This window comes from Sphingomonas sp. (assembly GCF_035944535.1).
GTDB lineage: Bacteria > Pseudomonadota > Alphaproteobacteria > Sphingomonadales > Sphingomonadaceae > Sphingomonas_B.
In genome coordinates, this window is sequence record NZ_DASZBC010000007.1 from 59,472 (window position 1) to 74,182 (window position 14,711).

Here is a 14,711-nt window from a genome sequence, read left to right on the forward strand (position 1 = left end):
TAGAGAGGCGATGTCTCACGCGCCCTTCGTTCCGTTACGCATCTTCTCGTCGTTCACGATGCTCGAAGGCGCGCTCGACCCGAAGGACATCGTCAAATACGCGAAGCGGCACGGCTTTCCCGCCGCCGCGCTGACCGACCGCAACGGTCTATATGCCGCCATGGCCTTTTCGGAAGCGGCGATGAAAGCGGGGGTGCAGCCGATCATCGGCACGATGCTGGGCGTTGGGCGTCCGCGCGAGGACGGCGCGCCGGTGCTCGACTGGCTCGCTCTCTATGCGCAGGACGAGACGGGCTATCGCAACCTCTGCGAACTCGTCTCCGCCGCCCATCTCGAGCGGCCGCTGGAGCAGGACCCACACGTGCCGCTCGCAGCGCTGACCGGCAAGACCGACGGCCTGATCTGCCTGACCGCCGGGGCGGAGGGCGCGGTCGCGCGGCTGTTCGCGGAGGAGCAGGCGGCGGCGGCGATCGACTATGTCGACCGGCTGGAACTGCTCTTTCCCGGGCGGCTCTACATCGAGCTGTCGCGGCGGATGAACGAGGTCGAGGCACGTGCGGAAAAGCACCTGATCGACCTTGCCTATGCGCATGAGCTTCCGCTGGTCGCGACCAACCCCTGCTGCTTCGGCGACGAGCATTTTCACGCCGCTCACGACGCGATGCTGTGCATCGCCAGCTCATCCTATATCGACAGCGATGACCGCCAGAAGAGCTCGCCCGACGCCTGGATGAAGCCGCTGCCGGAAATGCAGAAGCTGTTCGAGGATCTGCCCGAGGCGCTTGCCAACACAGTGGTCATCGCCCAGCGCTGCGCCGTCGCGGCGCCCAAGCGCAAGCCGATCCTGCCAAGCCTCGCCGGCGACCGCGATGCGGAGGCCGAAAAGCTGCGCGAGGACGCGCGGGAGGGGCTGAATTCGCGTTTGGCCAAGGCGGGGATCACGGATCAGGCCGAGCGGCGGGGATATTCTGAACGCCTCGAGTTCGAGCTCGACGTCATCATCCAGATGGGGTTCCCCGGCTACTTCCTGATCGTCGCCGACTTCATCAAATGGGCGAAGGCGAACGGCATTCCGGTCGGGCCGGGTCGCGGATCGGGCGCGGGCTCGGTGGTCGCCTGGGCGCTGACGATCACCGACCTGGATCCGATCAAGCTGGGTCTGCTCTTCGAGCGCTTCCTGAACCCGGAACGCGTGTCGATGCCGGATTTCGACATCGACTTCTGCGAAACGCGGCGCGAGGAAGTGATCCGCTACGTCCAGCAGCGCTATGGCACCGACAAGGTCGCGCAGATCATCACCTTCGGCCGGCTGAAGGCGCGGGCGGTGCTGAAGGATACCGGCCGGGTGCTGCAGATGAGCTATGGCCAGGTCGACAGGCTCGCCAAGCTGATCCCCAATCACCCGACCGACCCGTGGACGCTCGAGCGGTCGCTGAACGGCGTCTCGGAACTAGCGGCCGAGTATAAGAATGACGCGCAGGTGAAGCGACTGCTCGACCTGGCGATGAAGCTGGAAGGCTTCCCACGCCACAGCTCCACCCACGCGGCTGGCGTGGTGATCGGCGACCGCCCCCTGGCCGAGCTGATCCCGATGTACCGCGACCCGCGTTCGGACATGCCGGTCACCCAGTTCGACATGAAATATGTCGAGGGCGCCGGCCTGGTGAAGTTCGACTTTCTGGGCCTGAAGACGCTGTCGGTGCTGCAAAAGGCGGTCGAGATGCTGGCCCAGCGCGGCATCGCCGTCGATCTCGACGCGCTCAGCTGGGATGACGAAAAGGTCTATAAGCTGCTCCAGCGCGGCGACACGGTTGGCGTGTTCCAGCTGGAATCTGAAGGCATGCGGAGGACGCTGGCGGCGGTGAAGCCGACCAGCTTCGGCGACATCATCGCGCTGGTCTCGCTCTACCGGCCAGGCCCGATGGACAACATCCCCCTGTTCGGCGACCGCAAGAACGGCCGGGCCGAGGTCGCCTATCCGCATCCGCTGCTGGAGGGCATCCTCTCCGAGACTTACGGCATCTTCGTCTATCAGGAACAGGTGATGCAGGCCGCGCAGATCCTTGCCGGCTATTCGCTAGGCGGCGCCGACCTGCTGCGCCGCGCGATGGGCAAGAAGATCAAAGCGGAGATGGACGCGCAGCGGGCGATCTTCGTCGAGGGTTGCGCCACGACCAACGGCATCCCGGCGGACAAGGCGAACGAGCTGTTCGATTTGATCGACAAGTTCGCGGGCTACGGCTTCAACAAGAGCCACGCGGCCGCCTACGCGCTGCTCGCCTACCAGACGGCCTGGCTGAAGGCGCATTACCCGCACGAATTCTACGCGGCGTCGATGTGCTACGATATGGCGCAGACCGACAAGCTCTGCGTATTCGTCGACGATATGCGGCGAATGGAGGTCGCGGTGCTGCCGCCTGACGTAAATGCGTCGGAGGCGGAGTTTACGGTCGAAGAGCGGGATGGCCTGGCCGTGCGCTATGCGCTCGGCGCGCTAAAAAATGTGGGCGAGCGGGCGATGGAGCAGCTGGTCGCGGAGCGCAAACAGGGCGGCGCGTTCAAGAGCCTCGATGACTTCGCCAATCGCGTGGACCCGAAGCTGCTCAATCGCCGCCAGATGGAGAGCCTGGCGGGCGCGGGCGCGTTCGACGGCATCGCGCCCGAGCGGGCGGCGGTGTTCGACGCGGCGGAGACGGTGCTCGCCGTCGCCGCGCGCGCCGAGCAGAACCGGAGCAGCGGCCAGGGCGGGCTGTTCGGCGGCCCGGAGACCAGCATGGCCGCGATCAAGCTCGCCAAGGACAAGAGCTGGTCGCTGGCTGAGCGGATGACGCAAGAAAAGGAAGCGTTCGGCTTCTATTTTTCCGCCCATCCGATCGATCGCTATCGCCACTTGGCGGAAGCGCATGGCGCCAAGAGCTTCGGCGTCCTGTGCGGCGCCAGCATCGGCGAAGAGCGGGTTCCGGGAACGATGGCCGGCCTGGTGGAGGATGTCCGCTGGCGGACCTCCGCCAAGGGGCGCCGTTATCTGCTCGCCACCTGCTCCGACGCGACCGGCCAGTTCGTCGCCAGCTGCTTCGACGATGCGGCCGCGAAGGACCTCGAAGAAGCGGCGCGGGTGGGCGGCTGCGGGCTACTCGGCGTCGAGTTGGACAAGCGGCCGGGCGAGGAGACCCCGCGCGTGACGATCCGATCGATCCGCCCTTTCGAGAGCCTGTCCGCGAGCACGAGGCTGGAGCTGCACGTGGAGCTGGACGATCCGGCGGCGGTCGGCCTGATCGCCGATCTGGTCCGCGATCTGCGCGGCGGCCGTGGCGAATTGCGGCTGCGGGGGCGAACGACTGCGGGGGAGGCCGACCTGCGCCTGAGCCGCGACCTGCGACTCGATGCGGAGCTGGCTGCACGGATCGAGCGGCTGCCGGGGGTCGCCTCCGTGTCGTTGAAAGCCGCGGAGCTGCCAAAGCTGGCGCTGGTCGGCTAAGCCCCGCTGCACGGAACACGATGGCGAAGCGGGTTAAACCACGTCCGCAAACGACACATAGCGGACATTGGCGCTTCGGCTGATGCATGGCACAGGGGACAGCGTGGTGGACACACGAGCCCTCTTCCAGATTGGGGATGCCGCTGAAGAAGCTGGCAACCTGACGCACGCGCGCTCAGCTTACGAACGAGGGGCGGCCCTCGGGGACGCAGACTGTCTTACCCGCCTTGCGTACCTTTACGACACTGGGACTGGGGTCGTGGCTGACAAGGTCGCCGCAATGCGGCTCTATCAGCGCGCATGGCGCAGAGACCGCGACGTCGCTGCTGGGTCTAACATAGCGATTCTGTTTCGCGAGCGGCGAAAGTGGCGCGCCATGTTCCGATGGTGGTGTCGGGTTGCGAAAACGGGCGATGGGAGTTCCCAGCTTGAGATGGCAAAGTGCTACCTGCGAGGTCGTGGGACGAAGCGCGACCTCCAAGCGGCGCTCCGTTGCCTAGCCGCTGCGGAAGGTTCGGATTACATCAGCCCCTCCGAACGCGACTTGGCAAGGCGGCTGCTGCGCAAGCTTCGCCTGCGATCGCTTTAGGCTTGCCGAGCGTCTGGCTCAGGTCCGTAATCCACCCTTAGAAAACGTCCGCTCTCCGGCCATCCTCTGCGATGGGCGCGATCAGCCTCGCGTCCAGCCGCAGCGGCCGTTCAGCGTGTTGCGCTTCTTGTCCCAGCACTCGTTCGCAAACGGCGGGAGCAGCGGGGTGTAGGGCGGAATCCAGAAGTTGAACTGTTGCTCGCCGCCGATCGCCAGGCTCTTGCGCAGCTCGGCCATGCGGCGTTCTGCAACCTGGTAGAGCTGGCCCTTGGGCGCGAAGATCGCCTCGCGGCCGATCGCGCCGGCGGCCTCGCAGAAGGTCAGCTGGCCAAGCACCGTCGAGAAGCTCGAATAGGTGCGGGTGCCATATTGGTCGAGCTTGGTCTGGCCCGTCTTCTTGTCGGTACGCGTGAAATAGCCGGTGAGCGTCTGATAGGCCTGGGCCAGCTCCGTCCGGTGATTGTCCAGCATCGCGTTATACTGGTTGCGTGTCAGCAGGGTCGGCTCGAACTGGCATTGCAGCGCCGCGACGTTGAGGCCGGCACGCAGGTTCCAGAGCAGGGCGGCGCGCACTTCCGCCGGGGTGGCCCCGGTCAGCGGGCCGGTGATCACGCCCGGCTCGGTTCCAGTGACGGGAGCGCTGCGCAGGTCCGGCGCCTTCCAGAACAGGGCAGCCGATGCCGCTCCGGGCATGGACAGCAGTGCCGCACCGGCGGCGAAGAGGCGGTAAAGTCGTGAAGGCATCGAAACGAACTCCGGGCTGCGCCGCAGACTAGACGTTTTCCCCTGCCGAACAAAGAATTAGCAGGATTCCAGTCGTCGTAAAGACGGGGCGCCCCATCGCCAAAGAAGAAGGGCCGCCCGGTCGCCCGGACGGCCCTTCCGCTATCCGAAAAACGGACGAGATTACATGCCGTTCGACATGTTGTTACCCGCCATGTTGCCGGTGGTGTTGCCACCCATGGCATTGGCGTCCGTCGCGTTCATGGCGTTCATGTCGTTCGCCATGGTGCCGGTGCCGTTGGCAGCGTCGACCGCAGTCATGTTGTCGGTCGTGGTGTTCATGTCGGTGGCGTTCATCTCGGTGACGTTGGTCGTCTCCGTGGTGTTAGCCTCTTCCTTGCTGCCGCACGCCGAAACGACGAGGGCGGCGCCGGCGATCATCGAGCCGGTCAGAACTTTCGCGAGAAGGTCACGCATTCGAAACTCCCTTATATGTTCGATTTGGCCGGCTCGGTGGCCCTCCGTTAGCCAAATCGCGCCCGTTCTTAGACACAAAAGCTTCACCTCTCAAGAGTTGTTCTTTCAGCCCTTGTTCAGCCTCTTTAGAAACTCAGCTGCGGTGAAGCGGAGCGCGTCGTCTAGCGCTTGAAGGCCCGCATTGTTCCCGATCGATGCAAGGCTTGCGACGGAAAATTCGCTTATACCGCAAGGAATTATGCCGGTGAAGTGATCCAGGTTAGGATGGATGTTGACCGAAAAGCCATGCAGCGTCACCCAGCGGCGGACGCGGACCCCGATCGCGCCGATCTTCGCTTCGCCCGCCGGCGTGTCGACCCAGATGCCGATCCGTCCGTCGATCGCGCGGGCGGCGACGCCGAGCTCGCCGAGCGCCCGGATCACCCATTGCTCCAGCTGGTGCACGAAACAGCGGACGTCGCGCCCGCGGCTGTCGAGATCGAGCTGGACATAGCCGACCCGCTGGCCGGGCCCATGATAGGTGTAGCGCCCGCCGCGGCCGGTGCGGTGCACCGGAAAGCGCGGGTCGAGCAGCTCGGACGGATCAGCGCTGGTGCCCGCGGTGTAGAGCGGCGCATGCTCGACCAGCCAGATGCGCTCCGCTGCCTCGCCCGAACGGATCGCGGCGGCGCGTGCCTCCATGTCGGCCACCGCCGCTTCATAGTCGGTGAGGCCGGAGGAGACCGTCCATTCCACGCCGTCGATCATGGCTGCGCCTATCGCGGACCCTCGCATCGGGCGCAACCGCCGCTATAAGCGCGCCGATGCAGCAGCAAATCAGACGGATCGATGGAGGTGAAGCCTGGAGCGACGCCATGACCCTGCTGAAGGGACAGCGCGAGATCCTGCTGACGGTCGCCCGTTTCTTCCTGCTGCTGCCAATGCTGCTGCTCTATGCGCTGCGCCCGTTCACGCCGTCCGGCGCGCAGGCGACCCTGCTGCAGGAATATGTCCAATGGGCGACCGTGAACCTGCATTGGTTGATGCTGACCGGCGTGCTCGCGGGGCTTGGTCGCTTGGCAATCCTGATCCTGCTGATGGGTCCCGGCCGGCCGACGGTCGGCGAAGCGATTGGAGCGGCGGCGCGGCTGCTGATCCTGTTCCTGGCCATGGTGGTGCTGATGCGGCTAATGCTGTTCGGCGCGTCTTTGCTGTTCGTCGTGCCGGCGCTTTACGTCTTCGGCCGTCTGTTCCTCGCCGAGGCCGCGTTCGTCGCGGAGCGGGCGCATAATCCGGTGGCCGGTATCACCCGCAGCTTTGAGGTCACGCGTGGCAATGGGTGGAGGATCTTCTTTGTTGCCCTCATCATCTATCTGGGCGTGCTGATCCTGCGCGCGGCGATCGGCTTCGTCGTGGGCGTGCTGGCGGCGCTGAGCGGGCTCGGCGGGCTGGAGCGCTTCGTGAACGCCTTTGTCGACGCGACGGCCGACGCCGGGCTGGGCCTGATACTGACGCTGATCAGCGTCGGCCTATGGCGCCGCCGGGCGGATCAGGGGAATGTGCGGAGCGGCGCTTTCGGTTAGGTGGCCGGTCAGGCGCGGGTCCGGGAAGGTCTCGACCGCCTGCGCATAGGGCCGGAAGCCCTGCGCTCGGTAGAAGCCGAGCGCGGAGGGGTGGTCGAGCGTGCAGGTGTGCACCCAGACGCGGCGGACGTCCTTCGCCCAGGCAAGCGCCAGCGCCTGCGCCATCAGCCAGCGGCCATGGCCCTGGCCGGCAAGCTCCGGCACAAGACCGAAATAGGCGAGTTCGCAGGTGCCGGGCTCGCGAAAGTCGAGCTCCAGCATGCCGACCTCGATGCCGGCGCGGTCCTCCACGGAAAAGACCCGAACGCGGGCATCGCTGATGATGTCGAGAACCTCCTGGTCGGGCATCATCAGCCGCGAGAACCACAGCCACGGTTCGCCGACGCGGCGGAACAGGGCGCGATATTTCGCAAGGTCCGGCGAGGGCCAGCGCACCAACCTCAGCTGAGATGCCGGCATCGGCCGCAGCGGCGGACGCTCCAGCATCTCCAGCGAGGTGACGATCGTCGCGATCTGGCTGGCCGGGACCGGCTCGACCGGCATGCTCAGCGTCTGCCCATATAGGCCTTGCACTCCATCTCGACCTTCGCGCCGAGCGCCAGGCCGTCCGCCCCCACCGCGCTGCGGGCGGGCAGCTTGCCGGCGGGGAAATTTGGTACATAGACTCGGTTGAAAGCCGGCCAGTCGGCCATGTCGTCGAGCATGACGAGGCAGTGGAACACGTCTCCCCAACCGATGCCCCGCCGTTTCAGCGCGGCGCCGATATTCTCCATCATCTGCCGGCTCTGCGCTTCGATGCCCTCCGGCAGCGTGCCATCGTCGCGAATGCCGATCTGGCCGGAGAGGTAGAGCGTGTCGCCGACCTGCACCGCTTCGGAGAAGGGGCGCGGCGTGTCGCCGCGCGCCGGGGCGGGGAAATAGACCGGCGCGGCAAGCGCGAGCGTTAGCGCGAACATGGATCCTCCTTCGTCACCCCGGCCCCCGAGCCGGGGTTCCGCTTCTCCGTAAGGAAGAGAAGAAGCTGGACCCCGGGTCAAGCCCGGGGTGACGGGACGAGGCTGGCGCGGCGTTCGAGCCAGCGCCGTTCTGCCTGGGGCAGGTCGAGGGCGAGCAGTCCGGCATAGGCCGTTTGCGCTTCCTCGCGCCGGCCCGCGCGGCGGAGCAGGTCGGCGCGAGTGGCGAGATAAGGTTTGAAGGTGGCGAGGCCTGAATGCTGCAGCGTGTTCAACTCCGAGAGTCCCGCATCCGCACTCTCGACCTCCGCAAGGGCAACCGCGCGGTTGATCCGGACCACGGCGTCATCGCGGAACGCGAGCAGGCGATCGTACATGGCGAGCACCCGGCGCCAGGGCGCGGGTTCCGCGAGGCTCTGGCGGCTGCACCAGGCGGCGTGGATCGCAGCCTGCACCGCGCGCCAGCTGCCTGACGGACTGGCCCGGGCCAGCATCTCGCGGCCGGCGGTGATCAGTTTTTGGTCCCAGCGTGCCGGATCCTGCTCGACCAAGGGGATCATCAGCCCGTCAGGGCCCAGCCGCGCTGGGCGGCGCGCTTCGGCGAAGCGGATGGTGGCGGCGAGCGCGAGCACGTCCGGATCGTCCGGCACCAGCTCGGCCAGCGTGCCGCTGAGGTTCAGCATCTCGATCGCGTAGCCCCGGTGCGGGCCCGTGCCGGCGCTGTCTTCATGCGCCTTGGCATAGGCGATCTCGATCGTGTCGAGCACGGCGTCGAGCCGCTCGCGCCAGAGCCTTGGTCCCGGCACTTCGAACGGGATGCCGGCCTCGGCGATCTTGCGCTTGGCGCGGACCAGGCGTTGCGCCAGCGTGGGCTCGGGTAGCAGGAAGGCGGTGGCGATCTCGCCCGTCGACAACCCGCACACGACCTTCAGGGTCAGCGCGGCGCGCGCCTCGGCTGCGATCGCCGGATGGCAGCAGACGAAGATCAGGCGCAACCGCTCGTCGGGGATCAGGCCGGCGTCCATGACCTCCTCCATCGCGCGTAAAGACTCGGGGGCGGGTGGCGACAGCCTCTGCCTGACCTCGGACCGGCGGAGTTGGTCGAGCGCCGCCCGCTCCGCCGTCCGGTAGAGCCATCCTGCCGGATTCGCGGGGACGCCGTCGGCAGGCCAGGCCTTGGCCGCCCGCGCGCACGCTTCGGCGAAACTCTCTTCCGCCAGGTCGAGGCTGCGGAAGCGGGCGGCGAGCGCCGCGCGGATGCGGGTGCCCGCCGTCCGGACCGCAGCCTCGAGCGCGGCTGCCGTCAATCGAGCACCGGCCTCACTTCGATCGACCCGTCGCCCGCCAACGGCACTTGCCGGGCGATTTCGAGCGCCGCATCGAGATCGGGCACGTCGACGATGTAGAAGCCGCCGAGCTGCTCCTTGGTTTCGGCGAACGGGCCGTCGTGCAGGCTCTGCGTACCGCCGCGCGTTCGAACGGTCGTCGCAGCCCGGGTCTCGCGGAGGCCGGCGCCCCCCGCCATCCTGTCGCCGATGGTGCCTGCAAAGGCCTGGTGCTTTTCGATCACGGCCTGGAGCTTGGCCGGATCGGCATATTGCGTCTCGTCCTCGTAGATCAGCAGCATGTACTTCATTGCGGTCTCCTCTGCTCATTCAGCAACAAGGAGACGCGCGGCGCCATCGCCAATCGACACCCGCCCAAACTTTTTTGCCAGACGAAGAGAGTCACTGCAAAGTTAAGCATGATCTGCGCCGCGGCTTAAGAGTCCTTCAACTGTCGTGCAGCTAGCAGGGCCATGGCTGAACCCGGCCATGAGCAGGTTTGTGTAGAGTATTGGAGACCCCCATGCAGTTCGTCCGCAAGATCATTCGCGAAAACAAGGGCGCCACCGCCATCGAGTACGGCCTGATTGCCGCGCTGATCGCCGTCGCGGCCATCACCGCCATGTCGTCGCTCGGCACCAAGGTCGGCACGACCTTCAACAACGTTTCGTCGAACATGAAGGTCAGCTGATCCGATCAGCGCAACATTTTCAGTCGTGACGGGCGGCGAGCCGACTCGCCGCCCGTTCTCTTTCACGCAAACGCGACGCTCGACTGCCGGCGGCGGGCGGCGGTCCCGAGCAGGCCAAACCCGGCGATCATCATCGCCCAGCTCGAGGGCTCCGGAATCGCAGCGCGGATCGTCGGCGAGAAATCGGCGATGCGTGCATTGTTGGCGCTGGAGATCGGACCGATCGGATTGAAGTGGGACCAAACGGTAAACTCATACTGCCAGGGCGCGAAGCCGTTCGATGGCAGCATGGCCAGCGGCAGCAAGGCCGTGAGGGTGTTGCCGCTGATCTGCACTGCGCCGGCCAGATTCACGAAGTTGGAGGGCGGGAGCAGCGAGAACTCGGCCGACTGATCCGCATAGGTGATGAAGATCGCGTCAAAATTGAGGTCCGGGCGCAGCGACGGCGGCGCTCCGACGAACTGCAGCCTGGGCGCGCCGGCCCCGCGATTGATGCCCCACACATAGTAGCTGCTTGATGTTTGGCCGATCGGCGCGTCGGTGGTCACGGACAGTCTGAACACGCCGTCCTTCAACCGCGCGTCGACGCTGCGGATGTCGAGTTCCTGCACGGGTGTGCCGGCGAAGGTTGGAATGAAATCGTCATCGGCATCGGCCGTGGCTCCTTGAGCCGGCGCCCCCAGTGCAGAAAGCGCGATGACACACGAAAGCCCAAATACCCTGCTCATCGACTATCTCCCCTGTAGACCAGCGATCACAGCTGGTCCGATCGCTATCGTCCCGCTCCGCAAGGCGCGCATCGGACAAATGTCCAAGGCCTTGCCAAGCTGCTCGGGCCATGTAGGCTTCACGATTGGGAGCGTTGCCGATGCGGAACGAGCTGCGGGAACGGTTGATCGGCGGCATCTACGATGCGGCGCTGGACAGCAGGCTTTGGTCGCAGACGCTTCTTGATATCACCGAGGCGATGAACGCCGGGCAGTCCAGCCTGAGCGTAACTGACCCCTTGAACTCTCTGTCGCTGGTCGCGCCATTCTGGGATGAAAGCTGCCGTCGCTCCTTTATCGAACATTATCGACACCAATTCTCGCTTCGCACCTGGGCCGCCCATGTGCCGCCGGGGCGGACGTTCACTTACGGCGACCTGACGGACATCGAATGGTTTCAATCGACCGCATTCTACAATGAATGGTGGGCGCCCCAGAATTCGGGCGCCGGGTCGCTCGGCGTCAAGCTGGTGGCGGATGGACGAGTCAATGTCTTGCTGACGAGTCATTCCAGGCGCGGCCAGGATGCCTTCGAGACCAGCGAGCGTGAAAACTTCGAAGCTTTGGTGCCGCACCTCATTCGCGCCGTCGCCATACAGCGGAAGCTGCAGATTGCCGGCCTGCGGAGTCGCTCTGGCCTGTCCCGTGCCGATGCTGAGCTGGCGATCGTGGATCGGGGTGCGCGAATCCTGGACGCCAGCGAGACGGTGCTTCAACGGCTCAGTGCATTGAGTCTGTTGTCGGCGGATCGAGGACTCGGGAAAGTCGTCACCGTGGACGGTGTTCTGGAAGAGCTGGTGCAAGGAGCAGTCCGGCATATGAGCGGTGGCCATGTCGACGTCCGAAGTGCCGGCGGCGGCACCGTTCGGATCACCGTTGTTCCGTGCCGCGAGTCGGAGGCGTGTGACATGCGTTCGCTCAGTGTCGATCGGCCCGCCGCACTGCTGTGGATCAGCGTGCCGGAGGAGTTGGATCGTACCCGGCGCGAGCTGCTGGCGAAAACCTACGGCTTGACGCCGACCGAGGCTTTGGTCGCGGTCGAAGCTGCCAAGGGCGATAGCCGCGCTGCCATGGCCGCAAGGCTCGGCGTTCGCGAGACCACTGTGCGAGCGCATCTCACGGCCATCTTCGGGAAGACAGGCGTTCGCCGTCGAGCTGAGCTGGTTCGGCTGGTCCAAACCTGCTGAAAATCATTCCCAGACCGCCTCGGGCGGCAGGCTCATCAGGATGGCGTCGATGTTGCCGCCGGTCTTGAGGCCGAACAAAGTGCCCCGGTCATAGACCAGGTTGAACTCGGCATAGCGGCCGCGCCACACGAGCTGCGCCCGCTTGTCCGCCTCCGTCCAAGGCTCGTGCATGCGGCGGCGGACGATCTGCGGATAGATACCGAGAAAGGCTTCGCCGACCTCGCGCGTGAAGGCGAAGTTCGCCTCGAATTCGCCTTCCAGGTGATCGTAGAAGATGCCGCCGACGCCCCGATGCACCTTGCGGTGCGGGATGTAGAAATAATCGTCAGCCCACTTCTTGAAGCGGTCATGATAGTCCGGTCCATGTGCGTCGCACGCGGCCTTCAGCCGGGCGTGGAAATCGGCCGTGTCCTCGTCACGGGGCAGCGGCGGGTTCAGGTCCGCGCCGCCGCCGAACCACTGTTTGGTGGTGCGCAGGAAGCGGGTGTTCATGTGCACGGCGGGCACATGCGGATTGGCCATGTGCGCGACCAGGCTGATGCCGGTGGCGAAGAAGCGCGGATCGTCGCTGGCGCCGTGGATCGACCTGGCGAACTCGCCCTCGAACTGTCCGCCCACTGTCGAGACATTCACGCCCACCTTCTCGAACACCTTGCCTTTCATCACGCCCCGCACACCGCCGCCGCCCGGCGAGCCGTCCTGATCGGTGCGGTCCCATGGCGTATATTCGAAGGCGGCGTTGGAGCCTGCCTCACGTTCGATCTCCTCGAACGCCGCGCAGATGCGGTCGCGGAGCGCCTCGAACCAGGCGCGGGCGGCGGATTGCTGTTCGTCCAACTGCATGAGCCCGCCTCTAGTCGCTCATCCCGAGTCAAGTCGAGCGCGAGGCTGGAGGGTGTTTGTTAGCTTGGCCGATGCTAAGGAGGCCAAATGAACATGGTCGAACGGCTGGCCGCCACGTCTTCCGCAACCCGCCCGCGCGTGGCCGTGCTGCTGCCTTGCTACAATGAAGCCGCCGCGATCGCGCAGACGATCGAGGGGTTCCGCCGCGCGCTGCCTGACGCGACCATCTATGTCTATGACAACAACTCGAAAGACGACACGGTCCGCGTCGCGCGCGAGGCCGGCGCCGTCGTCCGCACCGAGCGGACGCAGGGCAAGGGCAATGTCGTCCGCCGCATGTTCGCCGACGTGGAAGCGGACGTTTATGTGCTGTCGGACGGCGACGCGACCTATGATGCGAGCGCCGCGCCCCGGATGATCGAGCGGCTGCTGAGCGAGCAGCTGGACATGGTCGTCGGTACCCGGGAAAGCGACGCCACCGCGGCCTATCGGCGCGGCCACCGCTTCGGCAACCGGATGCTGACCGGCTGCGTCACCTGGATCTTCGGCCAGACCTTCAGCGACATCCTCTCTGGCTACCGCGTCTTTTCGAACCGCTTCGTAAAGTCCTTTCCGGCCCTATCCGAGGGGTTCGAGATCGAGACGGAGATCAGCGTCCATGCGCTTGAGCTGAAGATGCCGGTCGCCGAAGTGCCCACCGCCTATGCCGCGCGGCCGGAAGGCTCGGAATCGAAGCTCTCTACCTATCGCGACGGTTTCCGCATCCTTGGGCTGATCCTGAATTTGTACCGGATCGAGAAGCCGGTTGCCTTTTTTGGGCTCGTCTCCGTCTTCTTCCTGGCGCTCGCGGTCGGCCTGTCGATCGATCTGCTGATCACCTATGTGCAGACGGGCCTGGTTCCGCGGATTCCGACCGCGATCCTGTCGACCGGCCTGGTCTTGCTCGGCATCCTCAGCCTGTCCTGTGGGCTGATCCTCGACACTGTGACGCGGGGCAGGCGAGAGGTGAAGCGGCTCGCCTATCTGTCGCAGCGGCCGCCCGGGACTTAACCGAGCGCTCCTACCGCAAAGAGCAGCAGGAAGAAGACGGTCAGCGTCACCGCCGCGAAGGCGACGAGCAGCAGGGTGCGCAGTATCGCCCAGCGGCGGCGCGTGCCATAGGCGCCGCGAATCTGGCGATACATGTGGAGCGGCGGAATGACCAAAGCGGCCAGGGCGAGGCCATCTTCGCCGACCCCCGCCTTGCCGAGCAGCGTCAGCGCGATCACCAGTATCGACATGAAGGACAGCGAATAGGTCACGAACACGGCGTGATCATAGACCTTGTACTTGCGATGCCAGGCGTAGAGCAGCCAGACGAACGGCACCGAGATCAGGATCAGCGCCCAGCTGTATTTGTAGGCGCTCGACTGCATCTTGTAGAGTGCAAGATTGGGGTTCTTGTTTGCCTTGGCGAAGCCCTCGTCCAACCGCTTCCAGCCGGTCTTCAGATCGGCGAAGCGGCCGGGCTGCCAGTTGGCGATCTGGCTAAGCCCTTCGAGATCCTCGTCCAGCTTGTCGGCGCGGCGGTCTAGCGCCGCTGCGGTGGTCGGATCCCGGGCCGCCTTCTGCTCCGCCCTCAGCTTATCGAGCTCGGCCTGCACCTGCGGGATCTTCGCCTTGGCCTGTGCCTGGGCGGAGACGGATGGCGGTGTGTTGTCGGGAAACTCCAGATGCGCACCGATCGCGCCGAAGGTCGCGAACATCAGGAACACGCTGAACAGGAACAGCGCCATCGGCGACACGAAACGCGCGCGCTCGCCATGGATGTAGCGCCGCGTCAGCTCGCCCGGCCGCCAGGCAAGCAGGGGCAGGGTGTTCCAAATCTTGCCCTCGAAGTGCAGCACGCCATGGGCAATGTCGTGCCAGATCGCCGAGAGGGAGCGATGGACATGCTCGGCCTGGCCGCAGCGATGGCAATAGCTGCCGAGCAGGGCGGTGCCGCAGTTGAGGCAGAGGCTCGCATGCTCGCCCCGCGCGTGGCGTTCGCCGCTGCGTCCTTCGATCGCTCCGGCGACCAGTGCCCCGGTCACCAGCTCCCCTGCTGCTTCCGCCCCCATCATGGCCCGAGCCTAGC

Annotated in this window: 16 protein-coding genes; 6 read left to right on the forward strand and 10 right to left on the reverse strand. The window is 65.7% G+C overall.

All coding sequences use genetic code 11. The features are described from left to right. The first annotated feature begins 10 nt into the window (after positions 1-10). Together dnaE and VGT77_RS15610 are read left to right on the forward strand one after the other, a co-directional pair. Complete coding sequence (gene dnaE, locus VGT77_RS07200; RefSeq protein WP_327461028.1) at positions 11-3,478, forward strand: DNA polymerase III subunit alpha; 3,468 nt, start codon at positions 11-13, stop codon at positions 3,476-3,478. Positions 3,479-3,560: 82 nt separating this feature from the next. Further along, a complete protein-coding gene (locus tag VGT77_RS15610; protein WP_414713371.1) occupies positions 3,561-4,067 on the forward strand; it encodes a tetratricopeptide repeat protein in 507 nt (168 codons plus the stop codon). Positions 4,068-4,148: 81 nt separating this feature from the next. On the opposite strand, the gene VGT77_RS07205 is transcribed toward VGT77_RS15610, so the two are convergent. The 3 genes from VGT77_RS07205 to lipB all read right to left on the reverse strand — a co-directional run bounded on the left by VGT77_RS07205 (position 4,149) and on the right by lipB (position 6,014). Continuing rightward, positions 4,149-4,811 (reverse strand): hypothetical protein, encoded by a 663-nt coding sequence (locus VGT77_RS07205; protein ID WP_327461030.1) that lies wholly within the window; start codon positions 4,809-4,811, stop codon positions 4,149-4,151. A 162-nt stretch (positions 4,812-4,973) separates the two neighbouring features. Then, a complete protein-coding gene (locus tag VGT77_RS07210; RefSeq protein WP_327461032.1) occupies positions 4,974-5,267 on the reverse strand; it encodes a hypothetical protein in 294 nt (97 codons plus the stop codon). Positions 5,268-5,372: 105 nt separating this feature from the next. Beyond that, positions 5,373-6,014 (reverse strand): lipoyl(octanoyl) transferase LipB, encoded by a 642-nt coding sequence (lipB, locus tag VGT77_RS07215; protein WP_327461033.1) that lies wholly within the window; start codon positions 6,012-6,014, stop codon positions 5,373-5,375. Positions 6,015-6,070: 56 nt separating this feature from the next. Here lipB and VGT77_RS07220 point away from each other — a divergent pair, with 56 nt between their 5' ends. Beyond that, complete coding sequence (locus VGT77_RS07220; protein WP_327461035.1) at positions 6,071-6,829, forward strand: hypothetical protein; 759 nt, start codon at positions 6,071-6,073, stop codon at positions 6,827-6,829. Here VGT77_RS07220 and VGT77_RS07225 read toward each other — a convergent pair. From VGT77_RS07225 to VGT77_RS07240, 4 genes are all read right to left on the reverse strand, one after another. Beyond that, positions 6,776-7,372, reverse strand: a complete 597-nt coding sequence (locus VGT77_RS07225; protein ID WP_327461556.1) for a GNAT family N-acetyltransferase — start codon at positions 7,370-7,372, stop codon at positions 6,776-6,778. The two genes, VGT77_RS07220 and VGT77_RS07225, sit on opposite strands and share 54 nt — an antisense overlap. Before the next feature lie 2 nt (positions 7,373-7,374). Next, on the reverse strand, positions 7,375-7,785 hold the full coding sequence (locus VGT77_RS07230; RefSeq protein WP_327461037.1) for a RidA family protein: 411 nt from the start codon (positions 7,783-7,785) through the stop codon (positions 7,375-7,377). A gap of 77 nt (positions 7,786-7,862) precedes the next feature. Further along, positions 7,863-9,089 carry an RNA polymerase sigma factor gene (locus VGT77_RS07235; protein ID WP_327461039.1) on the reverse strand — a complete coding sequence of 409 codons (1,227 nt, stop codon included), beginning with the start codon at positions 9,087-9,089 and terminating at the stop codon, positions 7,863-7,865. Continuing rightward, complete coding sequence (locus VGT77_RS07240; protein ID WP_327461041.1) at positions 9,086-9,418, reverse strand: YciI family protein; 333 nt, start codon at positions 9,416-9,418, stop codon at positions 9,086-9,088. Before VGT77_RS07240 ends, VGT77_RS07235 begins: the two co-directional genes overlap by 4 nt. A 212-nt stretch (positions 9,419-9,630) precedes the next feature. Here VGT77_RS07240 and VGT77_RS07245 point away from each other — a divergent pair, with 212 nt between their 5' ends. Beyond that, positions 9,631-9,798: a Flp family type IVb pilin gene (locus VGT77_RS07245; protein ID WP_327461043.1), complete on the forward strand. Its 168-nt coding sequence runs from the start codon at positions 9,631-9,633 to the stop codon at positions 9,796-9,798. Between the two features lie 62 nt (positions 9,799-9,860). Here VGT77_RS07245 and VGT77_RS07250 read toward each other — a convergent pair whose 3' ends face one another. Continuing rightward, complete coding sequence (locus VGT77_RS07250; protein WP_327461045.1) at positions 9,861-10,526, reverse strand: PEPxxWA-CTERM sorting domain-containing protein; 666 nt, start codon at positions 10,524-10,526, stop codon at positions 9,861-9,863. Between the two features lie 140 nt (positions 10,527-10,666). Here VGT77_RS07250 and VGT77_RS07255 point away from each other — a divergent pair, with 140 nt between their 5' ends. Further along, positions 10,667-11,752 carry a helix-turn-helix transcriptional regulator gene (locus VGT77_RS07255; RefSeq protein WP_327461047.1) on the forward strand — a complete coding sequence of 362 codons (1,086 nt, stop codon included), beginning with the start codon at positions 10,667-10,669 and terminating at the stop codon, positions 11,750-11,752. A gap of 3 nt (positions 11,753-11,755) precedes the next feature. On the opposite strand, the gene hemF is transcribed toward VGT77_RS07255, so the two are convergent. After that, a complete protein-coding gene (gene hemF, locus VGT77_RS07260; RefSeq protein WP_327461049.1) occupies positions 11,756-12,595 on the reverse strand; it encodes an oxygen-dependent coproporphyrinogen oxidase in 840 nt (279 codons plus the stop codon). An 87-nt stretch (positions 12,596-12,682) separates the two neighbouring features. On the opposite strand from hemF, the gene VGT77_RS07265 reads away from it, so the two are divergent. Beyond that, a complete protein-coding gene (locus tag VGT77_RS07265) occupies positions 12,683-13,645 on the forward strand; it encodes a glycosyltransferase family 2 protein (protein WP_327461051.1) in 963 nt (320 codons plus the stop codon). Here the strand turns inward: VGT77_RS07265 and VGT77_RS07270 are convergent. Beyond that, positions 13,642-14,697, reverse strand: coding sequence for a DUF3667 domain-containing protein (locus VGT77_RS07270; protein ID WP_327461053.1), 1,056 nt, complete (start codon positions 14,695-14,697; stop codon positions 13,642-13,644). The two genes, VGT77_RS07265 and VGT77_RS07270, sit on opposite strands and share 4 nt — an antisense overlap. Between the last annotated feature and the right edge of the window lie 14 nt (positions 14,698-14,711).